This is a genomic window from Pseudochelatococcus lubricantis (assembly GCF_042432495.1).
Classification (GTDB): domain Bacteria; phylum Pseudomonadota; class Alphaproteobacteria; order Rhizobiales; family Beijerinckiaceae; genus Pseudochelatococcus; species Pseudochelatococcus lubricantis.
In genome coordinates, this window is record NZ_JBHLXC010000002.1 from 1,103,926 (window position 1) to 1,120,371 (window position 16,446).

A 16,446-nucleotide genomic window follows, 5' to 3' on the forward strand; every position below is an offset into this window, starting at 1 on the left:
GTTTACCTCCCGCCTTCCAGATATGCGGCCTGAACCTGCGGATTTTCCAGCAACTCCCGCCCGCTGCCCGAAAGCGTGATGGCGCCCGTCACCATCACATAGGCGCGGTGCGCGAGCTTGAGCGCATGATAGGCATTCTGCTCGACGAGAAACACCGTCATGCCGTCCTTCCGGTTCAGTTCGCGGATGACGTCGAAAATCTGCTTCACGACGAGCGGCGCGAGGCCGAGCGAGGGCTCGTCAAGCAGGAGCAGCTTCGGCCGGCTCATCAGCGCGCGGGCGATCGCCAGCATCTGCTGCTCGCCGCCCGAGAGCGTTCCGCCGCGCTGGTGCAGGCGCTCCTTCAGACGCGGGAACATCACGGTGACCCGCTCCAGATCGGCGTCGAAATGGGCGAACTGGTTGATGGCCGCGCCCATCTGCAGGTTCTCGTACACCGTCATGCGCGGAAATATCCGCCGCCCTTCCGGCGATTGCGCGATGTTGAGCCGCGCGATCTCGTGGGTGGGCAGGCGGGTGATGTCCCGTCCCGCATAGGTGATGGTGCCCTCGCGCGCGCGGGGGCTGCCGAAGATGGTCATCATCAGCGTGGACTTGCCCGCGCCGTTCGCCCCGATCAGGGTGACGATTTCGCCCTCGTTGACGTCGATATCGACGCCCTTCAGCGCGATGATGTTGCCGTAATAGGTCTTCACCCCGCGGATCGAGAGCAGCGGCGCCCTCGCGGATTCCTGTTGCATCACGGCGCTCATGCCCCCACCTCCGCCTCGATCTGCTCGACCTCTTCGTCATCCACTCCGAGATAGGCGGCGATGACGCGCGGATCGTTGCGGATTTCCTCCGGCGTGCCGTCCGCGATCTTGGTGCCGTAATCGAGCACGATGACGTGATCGGATATCTGCATCACAACTGACATGTCATGTTCGATCAGCAGCACGGCGGTGTCGTGGTCATTGCGCACCGACAGCAGCAGCGTGTTGAGTTCCTGGCTTTCGCGCGGGTTGAGGCCCGCCGCCGGTTCGTCGAGGCACAGGAGCACTGGGTCGGTGCACATGGCGCGCGCGATCTCCAGCCGCCGCTGGTCGCCGTAAGGCAGATCGCCCGCAGGATCGTCGGCGCGGTCGATCAGGTTGATCTTCTCCAGCCAGTGGCGCGCCTTCTCGACCGCCGCCTTCTCCGCGTTGCGGAAGCCGGGCAGACCGAAAAGGCCGGCGAGCGTGAAGCCGGATGCCTGCATCAGCGTGTTGTGCTGCGCCACCAGCAGGTTTTCGAGCACTGTCATGCCGGAGAACAGCCGGATGTTCTGGAACGTGCGCGCCACCCGCGCGTCCTGCGCGATGCGATGGCCCGGCAGGCGCTCCAGAAGATGGGCGTCGCCGTCGGTCTGCCGGAGCGTCAGCATGCCCTCGTTCGGCTTGTAGAAGCCCGTGATGCAGTTGAAGACGGTCGTCTTGCCCGCGCCGTTGGGGCCGATCAGCGCCGTGACGTCCCGGCGGCCGACCTTGAAGGACAGATCGTTGACCGCCACGAGTCCGCCGAAGCGCATCCGGAGATGCTCCACGGTGAGAATGGGATCGTTCTCCCAACGCATTATCCGTTCCCTTCCTTGACGAGCGACCCCGATATCGCCTTGCGCTCCTTCAGTACGATCGAGGGATCGCGGTGCGCGATCAGCCCTCTCGGGCGCCATACCATCATCACGACCATCGCAAGACCGAATATCAGCAGGCGATAGTCGTTGGGATCGAAATCGGCGCCGAATATCGCCTTTGTGAATGTCAGATGCCGCAGCAGTTCCGGCCCGCCAACCATCACGACGGCCGCGATCGCGACACCGAACTGCGACCCCATGCCGCCCAGCACCACGACTGAGAGGATGATTGCCGATTCGAGAAAGTTGAAGCTCTCCGGGCTGACGAAGCCCTGCCGCACGGCGAAGAACGCGCCCGCGAACCCGCCGAAGCCCGCACCGATGGAAAAAGCCGTGAGTTTCGTGTTGCGCGTGTTGATGCCGAGCGAGCGGCAGGCGATCTCGTCCTCGCGCAGCGCCTCCCACGCGCGCCCGATGGGCAGCCGCCGCAGCCGCATGGTAACGGCGTTGGTGACCAGCGCCAGCACCAGGATGAGATAGTAAAGGAACACGATGCGGTGCATGGCGTTGAATGGCAGGCCGAACGTTGCCGCGAAGCCGCCCTCGCCGCGCTCGAAGGGGATGCCGAAGAAGGTCGCGCGCGGAATGGACGAAATGCCCGCGCCCCCGTTGGTGAGTTCCACCCAGTTGATCAGCACCAGCCGGATGATCTCGCCGAAGGCGAGCGTCACGATGGCAAGATAATCCCCCCGCAGCCGCAGCACGGGAAAGCCGAGTATGATGCCCCAGAACGCCGCGAGCACGCCCGCCACCGGCAGGCAGATCCAGAACGACAGGCCGAACGTCGTCGACAGCAGGGCGTAGGTATAGGCCCCCACCGCGTAGAACGCCACGTAGCCGAGGTCGAGAAGGCCGGCGAGGCCCACGACGATGTTGAGCCCCCAGCCGAGCATCACATAAGTGAGGATCAGGATGCCGAGGTCGATCCAGTAGCGGGCGCCGTTGAGGCTGCCTGCCGCGAGGCTCGCGAGCAGCGGAAACGTGATCGCCATGCCGAGGAAGAGCGGCACGCCGATCGTCCCCATGATGCGCGCGACGGCGCCCGGCGCGGCTTCAGCCCCCTTCGCGACGGTCCGCGCGTTCGCCGCGCGTGCCGCAGCCGCCCGTTCGCGCCGCACGGCGTTGAGATGGACCAGCACGCGCGCGGCGAAGGCGATGGCGCACAGCGTCGCCACCAGGCCGACGCGGGGCGTGAGGACGAGCTGCAGGCTCGGGCCCTGATCCGTGCGGAAGAGCAGGATCGGGAACGACAGCCCCAGCATCACCAGCGCCGCGACCGCGCCCTCGCGCAGCGCCTGCACCAGGGCGGAGGGCCTGGCCGTCGCTGTAGGAGAAACAGCGTTGTGATAAGCGGTCATCGTCTGCCCCCCGCCGTCAAACTTTCTCGACTTCAGGCCGGCCGAGAATGCCCGACGGCATGAAGACGAGAACGATGGCAAGGATCGAGAAGGCGGCGACGTCCTTGTATTCGATGGAGAAATAGGCGGACCACAGCGTTTCCACGAGGCCGATGATCAGCCCGCCGAGCACGGCACCCGGCAGTGAGCCGATCCCGCCGAGAACGGCCGCCGTGAACGCCTTCACGCCCGGCACGAAGCCGTCTGAAAAGCCGACCACGCCGTAATAAAGGAAGTACATCGTGCCCGCCACCGCCGCGAGCGCCGCGCCCAGCACGAAGGTCAGCGAGATGGTGCGGTCGACATCGATGCCGAGCAGCGCCGCCATCTTGCGGTCCTGTTCGCAAGCGCGCTGCGCCCGGCCGAGCGACGTCTTGCGCACCACGAACCAGAAGGCGGTGAGCAGCACGGTGGTGACCGCCATGATGATGATCTGCTTGTAGGACAGCGCGACCGCATAGCCGTCCCGCTCGAACAGCACGATCACGTCGGAAATGATCGGGGGCACTGCCTTGTTGCGCGCTCCCTGCGCCACCTGGACGAAATTCGACAGGAAGATCGAGACACCGATGGCCGAGATCATGGGCGCCAGCCTGAACGAGCCGCGCAACGGTCGGTAGGCCAGCCGTTCCAGCGTCCAGCCCCAGAGCGCGGTCATCGCCATGGCCAGCACGAGCACGATCAGCAGCGCGATCGCGAGGGAACTGACCCCGAGCCACGTCGTCAGCAGCAGGAAAAAGATCAGCGCTATAAAGGCGGAAACCATGAACACATCGCCATGGGCGAAGTTCACCATGCCGATGATGCCGAATACCATCGTGTAGCCGATGGCGATGAGGCCGTAAATTGAACCAAGAGTCAGCCCGTTAATGAGCTGCTGCACGAAAACTTCCATCGATGAGATGCCCCCTGAGTATTTTTTGAAGATTATCAGCTCCGCCGGACAATCCGAACCGGAAAACAGATCTCTTCCAGCCGCCTCACGCGGTATGCGGCCGATCGAAAACCTGTCCGTCCGTCTCGGTTAGCAGGCTGTCTTGACAATAAGTATGTCTTGGCAATCAAGATGCCGGGTATTCCGACCGGCTATCGAACTCCATCAGAACCATGTTTGAATCTGGCCGTCATCGCGGTCCCGACCGAGCCTATAGCAGTCGAATTTTGGCATGTTGTCCAGCCCTCTCAGGGGTCCGGGTGCCTGAATTCACATCGTATGTGGCGAAAATGCGGGCAAAATTGCCACAGGCTGGCCGCGGGTTGGAAGAATCACGCCATGGCGCATGACGCGGCGCGTAAAAAATGGCCGCGGATTCGAGATCCGCGGCCATCTGATGCCGACATGATATTATGAGCGAGGCAAGGGCGGCGCGCGTAAACCAAGAATCGTGTCGCCGCCCTATTCAATTATTTTCGCATCATATTGTCCGGAAAACGGTATCCATTTTCCGGTTTTATGCGTTAGAAGCTGTCCCGTTTACGTTGAAACAGGACAGCTTCTGAATTCCTTATTTTGAGCGAATTCTGATCGGAACGCGCTCTAGCGCTGCTCGACCGGCACGTAGTCGCGCTGGGGCGAACCGGTATAGAGCTGGCGCGGACGGCCGATCTTCTGGGACGGATCCTCGACCATCTCCTTCCACTGCGCGATCCAGCCCACCGTGCGCGCGAGTGCGAACAGCACCGTGAACATCGAGGTCGGGAAGCCGAGCGCCTTCAGCGTGATGCCGGAGTAGAAGTCGATGTTCGGATAGAGCTTCTTCTCGATGAAGTACTCGTCATGCAGCGCGATGCGCTCCAGTTCGAGTGCGACCTCCAGCAGCGGATCGTCCTTGATGCCGAGTTCGCTCAGCACCTCGTGCGTGGTGCGCTGCATGATCTTGGCGCGCGGGTCGTAGTTCTTGTACACGCGGTGGCCGAAGCCCATGAGACGGAACGGATCGTTCTTGTCCTTGGCCTTTGCGACGAAGTGCGGGATGCGGTCGACTGTGCCGATCTCCTCCAGCATCTTGAGCGCCGCCTCGTTTGCGCCGCCGTGGGCAGGGCCCCACAGGCACGCGACACCGGCAGCGATGCAGGCGAAAGGATTGGCGCCGGACGAACCGGCGAGGCGCACCGTCGACGTCGAGGCGTTCTGCTCGTGGTCGGCATGCAGGATGAAGATACGGTCGAGCGCGCGCGACAGCACCGGGTTCGGCACGTATTCCTCACACGGCACCGAGAACGCCATGTGCAGGAAGTTCGACGTGTAGTCCAGCGAGTTCTTCGGATACACGAACGGCTGGCCGATCGAGTACTTGTAGGCCATTGCCGCGAGGGTCGGAATCTTGGCGATCAGGCGCATGGAGGCGATCATGCGCTGCTGCGGGTCCGAGATGTCGGTCGAGTCGTGATAGAACGCCGACAGCGCGCCGACGGAGCCGACCATCACCGCCATGGGATGCGCGTCGCGGCGGAAGCCCTGGAAGAACCGGGTCATCTGCTCATGCACCATCGTGTGGCGCGTGACGCGATAGTCGAAGTCCTGCTTCTGGGCCAGCGTCGGCAGTTCGCCGTAGAGCAGCAGGTAGCAGGTTTCGAGGAAGTCGCCGTGTTCGGCGAGCTGCTCGATCGGGTAACCGCGATACAGCAGCACACCCTCGTCACCATCGATATAGGTGATCTGCGATTCGCAGCTCGCGGTGGAGGTGAACCCGGGATCGTAGGTGAACATCCCCGTATGCTTGTAAAGCGGGGCGATGTCGATGACGCTGGGACCAATCGATCCAGCTTTAACCGGCAGTTCGATCGCCTTCCCGTCGATCGTCAACGTGCTCGTCTTCACGCTCATGGATGAATCCCTTTGCTGAGTGATCTAGCGAAAGCCGCACAGCCGGGATTGAAATGATAATGAAAAATCCGCGACAATCTGTGGTTTTCGATCCGATCGAGGTAAGACGGATGCTTGCGTAGCGCATTCATGGCAGCCGTTCAAGCATGTGAAAGATCGGGCCCCTCTCCCGTCGCCGGGACCGTGTGGCGCCGGCCGCGTGTCGAACCGGGCGAAGCAATCCGTTTCGGCCCGACGTGCGGCAATCTCCCTACCGAAAGCCGCGCCGTTCAGAAACACGTCGCGGGTTTCATTTTTCCAACGTTGTAACGCGGGAGGCGCCGGTTACGCGACTGCCAGCTGGTCGCGTATCCTGGCAAGGCTTTCCTCGCGCCCGAGGACGGCCATAACGTCGAAAAGGCCGGGGGAGGTGGCACGCCCGGTGAGCGCCGCGCGCAGCGGCTGCGCGATCTGGCCCAGCTTCACGCCGGCTTCGGACGCCGTCTCCCGTACCACGTTTTCGGTCGTCTCCGGCGTCCATTCGCCTGCCGCCGCGAGTTTCTCGGCGACCAGCGCCAGTCGTTCCCGGCCGCCGTTTCCGAGCAGGCCGAGGGCCTTGTCGTCGAGGGCGAGCGGGCGGGCGGCAAAGATAAAATACGCACTTTCAATGAGTTCAACCAATGTCCTCGCGCGCTCTTTCAGGCCGGGCATGGCCGTGAGCAGCTTGTCCCGCGTCACCGCGTCGAGCGCGTCCGGCAGGCCGCGGGCTGGCCCCACTTCGGGCAGGATGCGCTCGGCGGCAGCGACGAGTTCGGCATCATCCGCCGCGCGCATGTAGTGACCGTTGAGATTCTCAAGCTTGGCGAAATCGAACCGCGCCGGGGAGCGTCCGACGTTTTCGAGACTGAACGCGGCGATCATTTCCTCTGTGGAAAAAATTTCCTGATCGCCGTGGCTCCAGCCGAGGCGCACCAGATAATTGCGCAGGGCGCCGGGAAGGTAGCCCATGGCGCGGTAGGCATCGACGCCAAGCGCGCCATGGCGCTTCGACAGCTTCGCCCCGTCCGGTCCGTGAATCAGCGGGATGTGCGCCATCGCCGGCACGGGCCAGCCGAGCGCGTCGTAGATGTGCTTTTGCCGCGCAGCGTTGGTGAGGTGATCGTCGCCGCGGATGATGTGCGTCACGCTCATGTCATGGTCGTCGACGACGACGGCGAGCATGTATGTCGGCGTGCCGTCAGAGCGGAGCAGCACCAGATCGTCGAGATTTTCGTTCTGCCACGAGACACGGCCTTGCACGAGGTCGTCGATGGCGGTCTCGCCGGTTTGCGGCGCCTTGAGGCGTATCACCGGACGAACGTCGGCCGGCGCCTCCGAGGGACCGCGGTCGCGCCAGCGGCCATCATAGCGCATCGGCCGGCCTTCCGCGCGTGCCTGCTCGCGCATCGCCTCCAGCTCCTGCGGCGTTGCGTAGCAATAATAGGCCTTCCCCTGCGCGAGCAGCGTCTCGGCCACTTCCTGGTGGCGGCCGGCGCGCGAGAACTGGCGGATGGCGTCGCCATCCCAGTCCAGCCCGAGCCAGCGCAGCCCGTCGAATATGGCCTCGACCGCCGCTTCCGTCGAGCGTTCGCGATCGGTGTCCTCGATGCGCAGCAGCATCTTTCCTTTGTGGTGCTTCGCATACAGCCAGTTGAAAAGAGCGGTGCGTGCGCCGCCGATATGCAGGAAACCGGTGGGGGAAGGGGCAAAGCGCGTGACGACAGGAGCGGACATTGCAGCGGATATTCCGGAAAACGTTGACGATGAAAAGGACATTCCGGGCCTGATACGCCATCCATTTGTGCCAAATGTGGCGGATCGGGCTTGGCCGAAGCGCCCGGAACGGTGATAGTAGGCGGTGTAACACGAGTTGGGGCTGCGGGGTAGGGAGCGCGGGCAATCGATGGGCGGGGAACGCCGATGGATCAGCGTCCTGCCTGCGCGGCCGGCCCGATGGGCGGGAATCGGCATCGGCCGATTCGGTGACCGCTGGCGGGACATCCTGCTGCACTGGCTGCGGACCGAGGCGGGGCGGCGTCGGCCGTTTCTGTGGTTGCCGGTGGTCTACGGACTTGGAATCGCTCTCTATTTCTCGGCAGACCAGGAGCCGGCACCTTGGCTCGCACCGCTGTTCGCGGCGGCTGCGGCCGTGGCTGCTTTCCTGCTGCGCCATTCGTGGCGTACCCGCCTGACGGCCATTTTCCTTGGCGCGCTCTTTCTCGGCTTCTCGGCCGGCTCCCTGCGGACGGCGCTTGTGATGCAGCCCGTTCTCGACCGCATCGTCATCGGGCCGCTCGAAGGCTACGTCCGCTCGGTGGAGAAGCGCCTGCAAGGGCCGCGCGCGGTGATCGACGTGTCCTCGTTCGCGGGACTCGGGCCGGACGAGCGGCCGGCGCGGGTGCGCGTGACATTCCGGAAAGGCGTCAAGATAGAAGCGGGTACACGCATTCAGGTGACGGCGCGGCTCGTGCCGCCGCCCGGACCGGCGCGGCCGGGCGGTTACGACTTCGCGCGGGATGCGTTTTTCGGCCGTATCGGCGCCGTCGGCTCGACGACGGGACCGTTGCGGCTTCCCGAAGGTAACGGTTCCGCGACAGCAGACGCGACGTTGCTTACGCGGCTTGCGGCGTGGATCGACGTGCAGCGCAACCTGTTGACGGACCGTATCGTCGAGACGGCCGGCGGGCAAGAGCGGGCACCGGCAACCCGTGCCAAGCGCGCGGAAACGGCGCACGAGACGCGGGTGAGAGGGCAGGAGGCGGCCTTCGTCGCCGCGCTGGTGACGGGCAAGCGGGGACTTATCGCCGACGAGACCAACGAGGCGCTGCGCGCCGCCGGCATCTACCATGTCGTCTCCATCGGCGGCTTTCACATGACGCTCGTCGCCGGCACGCTCTTTTTTCTCACCCGCCTGTCGCTTGCGCTGATTCCCGGCCTTGCGGTCGGCTACCCGATCCGGAAAATCGCCGCCGTCATCGGTATCGTCGGCGCGAGCGGCTATTGCGTATTTTCCGGGGCGGGAATCGATACCCTGCGGGCTTTGTGCGTCACGCTGATCGTCATGGGTGCGATTCTCGCCGATCGGCCGGCGCTTTCCATGCGCAACCTCGCGCTCGCAGCGTTGGTGTGCCTGACATTGCAGCCCGAAGCCATGCTCGGTCCGAGCTTCCAGATGTCGTTCGCCGGCGTGGCGGCACTGATCGCGCTCTTCGAGCGGTGGGATGACCCCGAGCCGGCGGCGAACGCCCTGCCACTGCGGGAAGGCGGGCCGCCGGGTGCGTCCTCCGCCGACGGGCGGCAGGGGCGGCTTTACCGGATGACGGTGATGAGCGTCATGACCACAGTCGTGGCGATGCTCGCGACCGGGCCCTTCAGCACCTATCACTTCCAGACCTTCAACCCGTGGGGAATCCTGGGCAATGCCTTCGGCCTGCCCATCGTCGAACTCGTGGTCATGCCGTTCTCCTTCCTTGCCGTGGCGCTTTATCCGCTCGGTCTCGATGGCCCCTTCTGGCATCTCGCCGGCCTCGCTGCCGTGCCGGTGTTGGCGGGCGCGCGGATCGCCGCCGGCTTTCCCGGCGCTGTTGTCGTCGTGCCGGCTTTCGGCGTCGGCGCCCTTTCGCTGCTCGCCTTCGGTATGCTCTGGGCCTGCCTGTGGTCGACGCCGCTGCGGTGGCTCGCTGTTCTGCCGGTGGCGGTCGGTGTTGCGTTTGCCGCCGCGCCCGCGCGGCCCGACGTTCGCATCGACCGCGAGGGACGCGGCGCCGCCGTGCGGAGCGCCGGCGGTCGATTCGTCATCCTCGGCAATCCTTCCGCCTTCGTCGTCGAGCAGTGGTTGAAGGCGGACGGCGACGGGCGCCGAGCGGACGATCCCGCGCTCAAACACAACGTCGCCTGCGACAGGTTCGGCTGCGTCGCCCGGCTCGCCGATGGCCGCAGCGTCGCCTTCACCCGCGACCCCGCTGCGCTCGCCGAGGATTGCAGGCGCGCCGCCCTGCTGATCACGCCCCGCCAGACGCCGCCAGACTGTGCCGCAGCCTATGTGATCGATCGCGAAGACCTGCAACGGTTGGGCGCCATCGCGCTGACATCCGGCAATGGCGGACTGATCGTGGAAAGCACGCATGACAGCAATGTGGCCGGCGGGGAAGGGCGGCCCTGGCGCCGGCCCGCAGGACGCTAGAGTACACTCCGATCAGGTGGAATGATCTGATCAGCTAAATCGTTGAAATAAAAGACTTGCCAAATCAAAGCTTTGCGGAGAATGGCGCCGGAAGAGACGCCTGCTCGCGTGTTCGCTGCCCGATACGCCTCAGTAACGGCGGACCAGACTGACGAGCTTGCCCTGGATGCGCACCCTGTCGGGGCCGAGCACCCTTGTTTCGTAGGCAGGATTGGCCGCCTCCAGCGCGATGGAGGAGCCGCGTTTGCGCAGGCGCTTCAGGGTAGCTTCCTCGTCGTCGATGAGAGCGACGATGATATCGCCCGTCTCCGCCATATCCTGCTTGCGCAGAATGACCGTGTCTCCGTCGAGAATGCCGGCCTCGATCATCGAATCGCCGCGCACCTCAAGGGCGAAGTGCTCCCCCGACGACGACAGCAGCTCCGGCGGCAGCGCCAGCGTGTGGCTGCTGTTCTGGATCGCGCTGATCGGCGTGCCGGCCGCGATTCGCCCCATCACGGGGATCTGCGTCGTGTTGCCGGCCGTCGCTTCACCCGAATCGATGCTCACCCGCTCGCCCGCGGCGCGCAAGACGTTCCCGCTGGCGCGTACCGGGCTCGCAGTCTCGCGTCCGCTTTCCCGCACAGCGCCGCCGTCCCGGCCGAGGCCGCCCTCGACGATGCTGGGACTGAACCGCCCGCGCGGAACCGGCGCGGACAATGCCTCCGGCAGGCGAATCACCTCGATAGCGCGGGCGCGGTTGGGAAGGCGTCGGATGAAGCCGCGTTCCTCCAGCGCGATGATGAGGCGGTGAATGCCCGATTTGGAGCGCAGATCAAGCGCATCTTTCATCTCGTCGAACGAAGGCGGAACCCCGGATTCCCGCATGCGTTCATGAATAAAACGAAGCAGATCGTGTTGCTTGCGCGTCAACATGGTCTACACATCCTTCCCGGATCAGCGCCCTGCGGCATTTCGTGGAACGGGATTCCATGAAACGAAACACGAACACTATACAAGTTCTTAATGTGTTCCGCAAGCGTCACTATTCGGCATGATCGTTAAAACTTGCCTCCGCCGCGCGGCTTTTTTCGGCATCCCGCGGAGATATTCGGCCGCCCCGCGTCAGATATCGAGATCCGTGGCGAAGGCGGCGTTTTCCTGGATGAAGGAGAAGCGCGCTTCCGGCTTGTTGCCCATCAGCCTTTCCACGGCATCGCTGGTCTGCGGGCGCGCGTCTTCCTCGACGACGACGCGCAGCAGGGTGCGCTTGCGTGGGTCCATGGTGGTTTCCTTGAGCTGCGCCGGCAGCATCTCGCCAAGGCCCTTGAAGCGGCCGATCTCGGCCTTCTTGCCCTTGAACGTCGTGCGCATGAGTTCCTGCCGGTGCGCCTCGTCGCGCGCGTAGACGGTCTTGCCGCCGTGGGTCAGGCGGAACAGCGGCGGCACCGCGAGGTAGAGATGTTGTTCGTCGATGAGGCGCGGCGTCTGGCGCCAGAAAAAGGTGATGAGGAGCGAGGCGATATGCGCGCCGTCCACATCGGCGTCGGTCATGATGATGATCTTTTCGTAGCGGAGATCCGCGCCGCGGTAGGCGGAGCCAATGCCGCAGCCGAGCGCCAGCATGAGGTCGGCGATCTGCTGGTTCTGCAGGAGCTTATCGCGTCCGGCTGAAGCCACGTTGAGGATTTTCCCGCGCAGCGGCAAGATGGCCTGCGTGGCGCGGTCGCGCGCCTGCTTGGCCGAGCCGCCCGCCGAATCACCCTCCACCAGAAAAAGCTCCGATCCCGCTGCCCCCGCCTTCGTGCAGTCCGCGAGCTTGCCGGGGAGGCGCAGGCGGCGGGTTGCCGTCTTGCGGGCGATGTCCTTTTCGGCACGGCGTCGCAGCCGTTCCTCGGCCCTGTCCACCGTCCAGTCGAGCAGGCGGCCCGCCTGCTGGGGCGATGCGGCGAGCCAGTGGTCGAAGGCGTCGCGCACCGCACTTTCCACGATGCGGGAAGCTTCGGCGGTCGCGAGCCTGTCCTTCGTCTGGCCCTGGAACTCCGGTTCGCGGATGAACACGGACAGCATGGCCGCGCAGGAAACCATGACGTCTTCCGCCGTGATCTGGGCCGCGCGCTTGCTCTGGTTGACACGCTCGGCGTGGTCGCGCAGGCCGCGCAGCAGGGCGTTGCGCAGGCCCTGTTCATGCGTGCCGCCCTCGGGTGTCGGGATGGTATTGCAGTATGAGGCGACATGGCCGTCGTCCTCCGCATACCAGGCGATAGCCCATTCGAGCGAGCCGTGCCCGCCCGGCCTGCCGTCGCCGCCGGACTTGTCGATGCGCCCGGAAAAGAGGCCGTCGACGACGAGTGTGCGGCCTTCGATCTCCTGCGTGAGATAGTCCTTCAGGCCGCCGGGAAAACGGAAGGTGGCCTCGGGCGGAACCTTGTCGTTGCCGGCCAGCAGCGCCGGCGCGCACCGCCAGCGAATCTCGACACCGCCGAACAGGAAGGCCTTGGAGCGCGCCATACGGAAGAGGCGGGCGGGGTCGAAGCGCGAGCCCGCGGTGAAGATTTCGGCGTCGGGCCTGAAGCGCACCTTGGTGCCGCGCCGGTTGTGCACGCGCCCCACCGTCTGCAGCGGGCCGAGCGGCAGCCCGCGCGCGTAATCCTGCCGGTAGAGCGTCTGCCCGCGCGCCACCTCGACCTCCAGCTTTTCGGAGAGCGCGTTGACGACGGACACGCCCACGCCGTGCAGGCCGCCCGAGGTTTCGTAAGCCTTCGAATCGAACTTGCCGCCGGCATGCAGGGTGGTGAGAATGACTTCGAGGGCCGACTTGTCCGGAAACTTCGGGTGTGGGTCGATGGGAATGCCGCGGCCGTTGTCGGTGACGCTGAGGAAGCCGTCAGCCTCCAGTTCCACCTCGATGAAGCTCGCGTGCCCGGCCACCGCCTCGTCCATGGCGTTGTCGATGACTTCGGCGAACAGGTGGTGCAGCGCCTTCTCGTCCGTGCCGCCAATGTACATGCCAGGGCGCCGCCGCACCGGCTCCAGCCCCTCAAGCACCTCGATGGAGGCGGCGGTGTAGCTGGCCTCGGTGGACGCGGGCGCGGGCTCCGCCGCGGCCGGCTTCCTCGCGGGCCTTGCGGCGGCGGACGATCTGGACGTCACGGAGGACTTGCCGGCCGCGGCCGATCTGGCCGTCGCGGCCGACCGGGAGCCCGCGGCCTCCCCCGCCGAGCCGAAAAGATCATCGTTATCCGTCATCGTATCGTCTGATTCCCTGACCGCCCAACGCCGGTATATGCCATATCACAAGTGAACGGACAGGAAACATGCAGTTGCTGTCCGATCTGTCAAGACCGCACCCGAAAAGAAGCGGCGCGATATGTGGACGGCATCCTGCGCCCCTGCCCGGAGCGTCTTTCCGGACCGCGCACCGACGTGATAGTGTCGCGGGCGTTGTGCGCGGTCCGCCCGCGCGGCCGTTCCCATTCAGCGCAGGTGCCCGTGTCAGACCTTCCTCCGCCCGACTATCGGCCCGATCCGTATCCGCGTCGCGCGCCGGCGCGCGAGCCGATCGTGAATGCGCCGACCGTGATCGTCGCCATCATCGCCGCCCTTGTGCTGGTGCACGGCCTGCGGTCGCTGCTTTCCGGAAGTACCGCAGTCGAGGCGATGCTCACGTTCGCCTTCATTCCCGCCCGGCTGACGCTGTTCTTCGATCCCGCGCAGGCGCAGGCCATCGTCGAGGCGGCGGTCGCCGGCGGCGGCGAGCAGATGGCGCTCACCCGCTATGTGCTGTCGACCGGGTCGGCGCCCTGGGCCGCGCTGACCTACGGCCTGCTGCATGCTTCCTGGATGCATCTGGCGTTCAATGCCCTGTGGCTGCTGGCGTTCGGCACGCCGGTGGCGCGGCGGTTCGGCACCGTGCGGTTTCTGGTGCTGTTCGTCTTGTCGAGCGTTGCCGGGGCGCTGCTTTACTGGCTGATGCGTCCCGACGACGTGTTGCCGATGGTCGGTGCATCGGGCGCGATCTCGGGCGTCATGGCGGCGGCGTCGCGCTTCGTGTTCTCGGGCGGCGGCGCCCTGTTCGGGCGCGGGGGCCGGGGGTTCGATGCGCCGGCGCAGCCGCTGATCGCGCTGCTGGAAAACAGGCAGGCACTGGCGTTCATCGTCGCATGGTTCGTCATCAACCTGCTCGCTGGCTTCGCATCGGGCATCATGGGCGCGGAAGGCGCCATTGCGTGGGAGGCGCACATCGGCGGCTTCCTCGCGGGGCTCGTGCTTTTCCTGCCGCTCGATCCCGTCTCCCGCCGCCGGGGCGGGCAACACTGAAGGGAAGCCTTGCCTTCACGGGCGACGGAAGGCACAATGGAATAGATGTAAAGCCCGCGCAGACGGGCATAAGGGTTCTCTCCGGTTAAGCAGCGAATGCCCGTGAGAGAGGAGGCACGATCAGAAGGGAGGTCACCATGACCACAGTTACTGCGATCCTGAACGGCAAGGGACGTTCGGTCATCACCATCTCGCCGCAGCGGACCTTGCGCGAGGCAGTGGACGTGCTGGCGGAGCGGCGTGTCGGCGCGCTGGTGGTGACGGGCGTCGACGGCGCTGTGCTCGGCATTCTGTCGGAACGCGACGTGGTGCGCGTGCTCGCGGGCGAAGGTCCGCGCGCGCTCGACAACACCGTGTCGCGCGTCATGACGTCGCGGGTGAAGACCTGCACGCCTTACGACACCCTCGACGACGTGATGGAAATGATGACGGCGGGCCGTTTCCGCCATGTGCCGGTGATGGAGGACAGCCGACTTTCGGGCATCATCTCCATCGGCGACGTCGTCAAGCACCGTCTGGCGGAGTTCGAGAACGAGCACCAGGCGCTGCGCGAATATATCGCGACGGCCTGAAGCCGCCGCTTACGTGAGCCTGCCCGTCAGGTATTCCTCGATGTCGGGCAAGGCGCGTTCGGTGGCGCGCACTCCGAGTTCGATGATCTCGGCGGCGTTGTCGAAGTCGAACAGGCCGACGCGCGCCAGCCGGGGGGAGATGGTGATGTCCGGCGGATCGCCCGCCAGGCGCGAGCGGGCGATTCGATCCTGCGTGATGTTGAAGGCGTCCATCAGCACGGTGGCAAGGCCGGGGCCGCGTTCGCGCCGCGGGCCTGATACGCTGGCGCTGAACGGCCCGGCGGCGAGCGTCGCGGGCAGGGCGTTCTGCAGCGGCGCGAAGAAGCTGCGGCGCAGGCTGTCGCCCGATCCAGAGGCATCCGCCGGCGGATCGTCCTCCGTGTCGAGGTCGATCGCGGGCATGATGGCGGCGCGGGCGCGCGGGTCGCCATTGAGGTTGACAGCGATCACCGCCTCCGCTCCCAGAACGCGCGCCGTCGTCACCGGGATAGGATTGACCAGCGCGCCGTCCATCAGCCAGCGGCCGCGCACGCGGATGGCGTCGAACACGCCGGGCAGCGCATAGGAGGCGCGCAGTGCCTCCGCCAGCGGCCCGCGCGTCAGCCAGACCTCGTGGCCGGAGCCGAGTTCAGTCGCCACCGCCGCGAAGCGGATCGGCAGGTCCTCGATCTGCGTCGGACCGAGATGCTCGTGCAGCAGCTTCTGCAGGCGGTCGCCGCCGAGCAGGCCAGAGCCGTTGAGGTGGAAATCCATCAGCGAGACGATGCGGCGCTTGGTGAGCGAGCGGGCGAAGGCTTCCAGCTCGCTGAGCCTGCCGGCGGCATAGCAGCCGCCTACCACGGCGCCGATCGACGTGCCGGCGATGACGGCCGGCCGCAGGCCCTCCCGCGCCAGCACCTTGATCACACCGATGTGCGCCCAGCCGCGCGCCGCGCCGCCGCCGAGCGCAAGCCCCAGTTGCGGCGCGGCGGGTGCCGCCCGCTTGCCTGCATCACGGGGGGAGATGTTTGGCATTTCCTGTTCGGGCCGCTCACCGCTCTCCTCGCCGTCCACGGTTTCCCCGCGCGAGCCGGCTCTTTCCGGGCCGGTATTATCCGTGCCGGTTTTATCCGCGTCCGTGACGCCCAAATCGATAATGCCCGCTAGGCGGAAAATCTGATCCAGCATGGTCGTATAACATCTCGCTGACGACTTGGATGCAAGGTGGGTGGGCGCATGCGCCATGCTATGGCAAAGCATACGCATGTGATGACAGTGGGGCGGCGCGGCCCGGATTTCACGTCCGCTCGCTGTCCCCGGACAATGCCATGGGTGCGCTTGTGCGAGACTTTCCGATTGGCGCAATGAATGCTGGATGACGGTTTAGCGTTAACCAATCGCCAAAGGAGGCTTGTTATAAGCATCCTGTCATCAGTTTCGTCGGGCCCGTGCCGTTGTGTCCCGGAACTGGCGAGCCGACGCATTCTCGTCCGAAGTGCCTCATTCGTGGCATGAACGGG

At 65.4% G+C, this 16,446-nt stretch carries 12 protein-coding genes; 3 read left to right on the top strand and 9 right to left on the bottom strand.

The window, feature by feature from the left end; genetic code table 11:
• Nucleotides 1–2 precede the first annotated feature (2 nt).
• The 6 genes from ACFFJ7_RS07800 to gltX all read right to left on the bottom strand — a co-directional run bounded on the left by ACFFJ7_RS07800 (nucleotide 3) and on the right by gltX (nucleotide 7,627).
• On the bottom strand, nucleotides 3–752 hold the full coding sequence (locus ACFFJ7_RS07800) for an ABC transporter ATP-binding protein (protein ID WP_166948597.1): 750 nt from the start codon (nucleotides 750–752) through the stop codon (nucleotides 3–5).
• A complete protein-coding gene (locus ACFFJ7_RS07805) occupies nucleotides 749–1,591 on the bottom strand; it encodes an ABC transporter ATP-binding protein (protein WP_166948599.1) in 843 nt (280 codons plus the stop codon). Before ACFFJ7_RS07805 ends, ACFFJ7_RS07800 begins: the two co-directional genes overlap by 4 nt.
• Nucleotides 1,591–3,009, bottom strand: a complete 1,419-nt coding sequence (gene livM / locus ACFFJ7_RS07810) for a high-affinity branched-chain amino acid ABC transporter permease LivM (protein WP_377591634.1) — start codon at nucleotides 3,007–3,009, stop codon at nucleotides 1,591–1,593. Before livM ends, ACFFJ7_RS07805 begins: the two co-directional genes overlap by 1 nt.
• 16 nt (nucleotides 3,010–3,025) lie before the next feature.
• On the bottom strand, nucleotides 3,026–3,943 hold the full coding sequence (locus tag ACFFJ7_RS07815) for an ABC transporter permease subunit (RefSeq protein ID WP_377591636.1): 918 nt from the start codon (nucleotides 3,941–3,943) through the stop codon (nucleotides 3,026–3,028).
• A 642-nt stretch (nucleotides 3,944–4,585) separates the two neighbouring features.
• Entirely contained in the window at nucleotides 4,586–5,875 is a 1,290-nt protein-coding gene (gene gltA, locus ACFFJ7_RS07820; protein WP_166948605.1) for a citrate synthase, read from the bottom strand.
• Between the two features lie 324 nt (nucleotides 5,876–6,199).
• The gene (gltX, locus tag ACFFJ7_RS07825) at nucleotides 6,200–7,627 is read right to left on the bottom strand and encodes a glutamate--tRNA ligase (RefSeq protein ID WP_166948607.1); all 1,428 of its coding nucleotides are present in this window, start codon (nucleotides 7,625–7,627) and stop codon (nucleotides 6,200–6,202) included.
• A 169-nt stretch (nucleotides 7,628–7,796) separates the two neighbouring features.
• On the opposite strand from gltX, the gene ACFFJ7_RS07830 reads away from it, so the two are divergent.
• Nucleotides 7,797–10,076, top strand: coding sequence for a ComEC/Rec2 family competence protein (locus tag ACFFJ7_RS07830; protein ID WP_377591639.1), 2,280 nt, complete (start codon nucleotides 7,797–7,799; stop codon nucleotides 10,074–10,076).
• Nucleotides 10,077–10,205: 129 nt separating this feature from the next.
• Here ACFFJ7_RS07830 and lexA read toward each other — a convergent pair whose 3' ends face one another.
• Together lexA and parE are read right to left on the bottom strand one after the other, a co-directional pair.
• Nucleotides 10,206–10,991: a transcriptional repressor LexA gene (lexA, locus tag ACFFJ7_RS07835; RefSeq protein ID WP_166948611.1), complete on the bottom strand. Its 786-nt coding sequence runs from the start codon at nucleotides 10,989–10,991 to the stop codon at nucleotides 10,206–10,208.
• Nucleotides 10,992–11,180: 189 nt separating this feature from the next.
• Nucleotides 11,181–13,304 (bottom strand): DNA topoisomerase IV subunit B, encoded by a 2,124-nt coding sequence (parE, locus tag ACFFJ7_RS07840; RefSeq protein ID WP_377591641.1) that lies wholly within the window; start codon nucleotides 13,302–13,304, stop codon nucleotides 11,181–11,183.
• Nucleotides 13,305–13,547: 243 nt separating this feature from the next.
• Between parE and ACFFJ7_RS07845 the strand changes: the two genes are divergently transcribed.
• Together ACFFJ7_RS07845 and ACFFJ7_RS07850 are read left to right on the top strand one after the other, a co-directional pair.
• On the top strand, nucleotides 13,548–14,375 hold the full coding sequence (locus ACFFJ7_RS07845; protein ID WP_377591643.1) for a rhomboid family intramembrane serine protease: 828 nt from the start codon (nucleotides 13,548–13,550) through the stop codon (nucleotides 14,373–14,375).
• 137 nt (nucleotides 14,376–14,512) lie between these two features.
• The gene (locus ACFFJ7_RS07850; RefSeq protein WP_166948616.1) at nucleotides 14,513–14,947 is read left to right on the top strand and encodes a CBS domain-containing protein; all 435 of its coding nucleotides are present in this window, start codon (nucleotides 14,513–14,515) and stop codon (nucleotides 14,945–14,947) included.
• Nucleotides 14,948–14,956: 9 nt separating this feature from the next.
• On the opposite strand, the gene ACFFJ7_RS07855 is transcribed toward ACFFJ7_RS07850, so the two are convergent.
• Nucleotides 14,957–16,114 (bottom strand): patatin-like phospholipase family protein, encoded by a 1,158-nt coding sequence (locus tag ACFFJ7_RS07855; RefSeq protein ID WP_377591645.1) that lies wholly within the window; start codon nucleotides 16,112–16,114, stop codon nucleotides 14,957–14,959.
• Nucleotides 16,115–16,446 lie beyond the last annotated feature (332 nt).

Excerpts from the sequence above, each read along its gene's own strand:
- ACFFJ7_RS07800 (WP_166948597.1), bottom strand. The coding sequence starts at position 752 with ATGAGCGCCGTGATGCAACAGGAATCCGCGAGGGCGCCGCTGCTCTCG.
- ACFFJ7_RS07805 (WP_166948599.1), bottom strand. The coding sequence starts at position 1,591 with ATGCGTTGGGAGAACGATCCCATTCTCACCGTGGAGCATCTCCGGATG.
- livM (WP_377591634.1), bottom strand. The coding sequence starts at position 3,009 with ATGACCGCTTATCACAACGCTGTTTCTCCTACAGCGACGGCCAGGCCC.
- ACFFJ7_RS07815 (WP_377591636.1), bottom strand. The coding sequence starts at position 3,943 with ATGGAAGTTTTCGTGCAGCAGCTCATTAACGGGCTGACTCTTGGTTCA.
- gltA (WP_166948605.1), bottom strand. The coding sequence starts at position 5,875 with ATGAGCGTGAAGACGAGCACGTTGACGATCGACGGGAAGGCGATCGAA.
- gltX (WP_166948607.1), bottom strand. The coding sequence starts at position 7,627 with ATGTCCGCTCCTGTCGTCACGCGCTTTGCCCCTTCCCCCACCGGTTTC.
- ACFFJ7_RS07830 (WP_377591639.1), top strand. The coding sequence starts at position 7,797 with ATGGGCGGGGAACGCCGATGGATCAGCGTCCTGCCTGCGCGGCCGGCC.
- lexA (WP_166948611.1), bottom strand. The coding sequence starts at position 10,991 with ATGTTGACGCGCAAGCAACACGATCTGCTTCGTTTTATTCATGAACGC.
- parE (WP_377591641.1), bottom strand. The coding sequence starts at position 13,304 with ATGACGGATAACGATGATCTTTTCGGCTCGGCGGGGGAGGCCGCGGGC.
- ACFFJ7_RS07850 (WP_166948616.1), top strand. The coding sequence starts at position 14,513 with ATGACCACAGTTACTGCGATCCTGAACGGCAAGGGACGTTCGGTCATC.
- ACFFJ7_RS07855 (WP_377591645.1), bottom strand. The coding sequence starts at position 16,114 with ATGCTGGATCAGATTTTCCGCCTAGCGGGCATTATCGATTTGGGCGTC.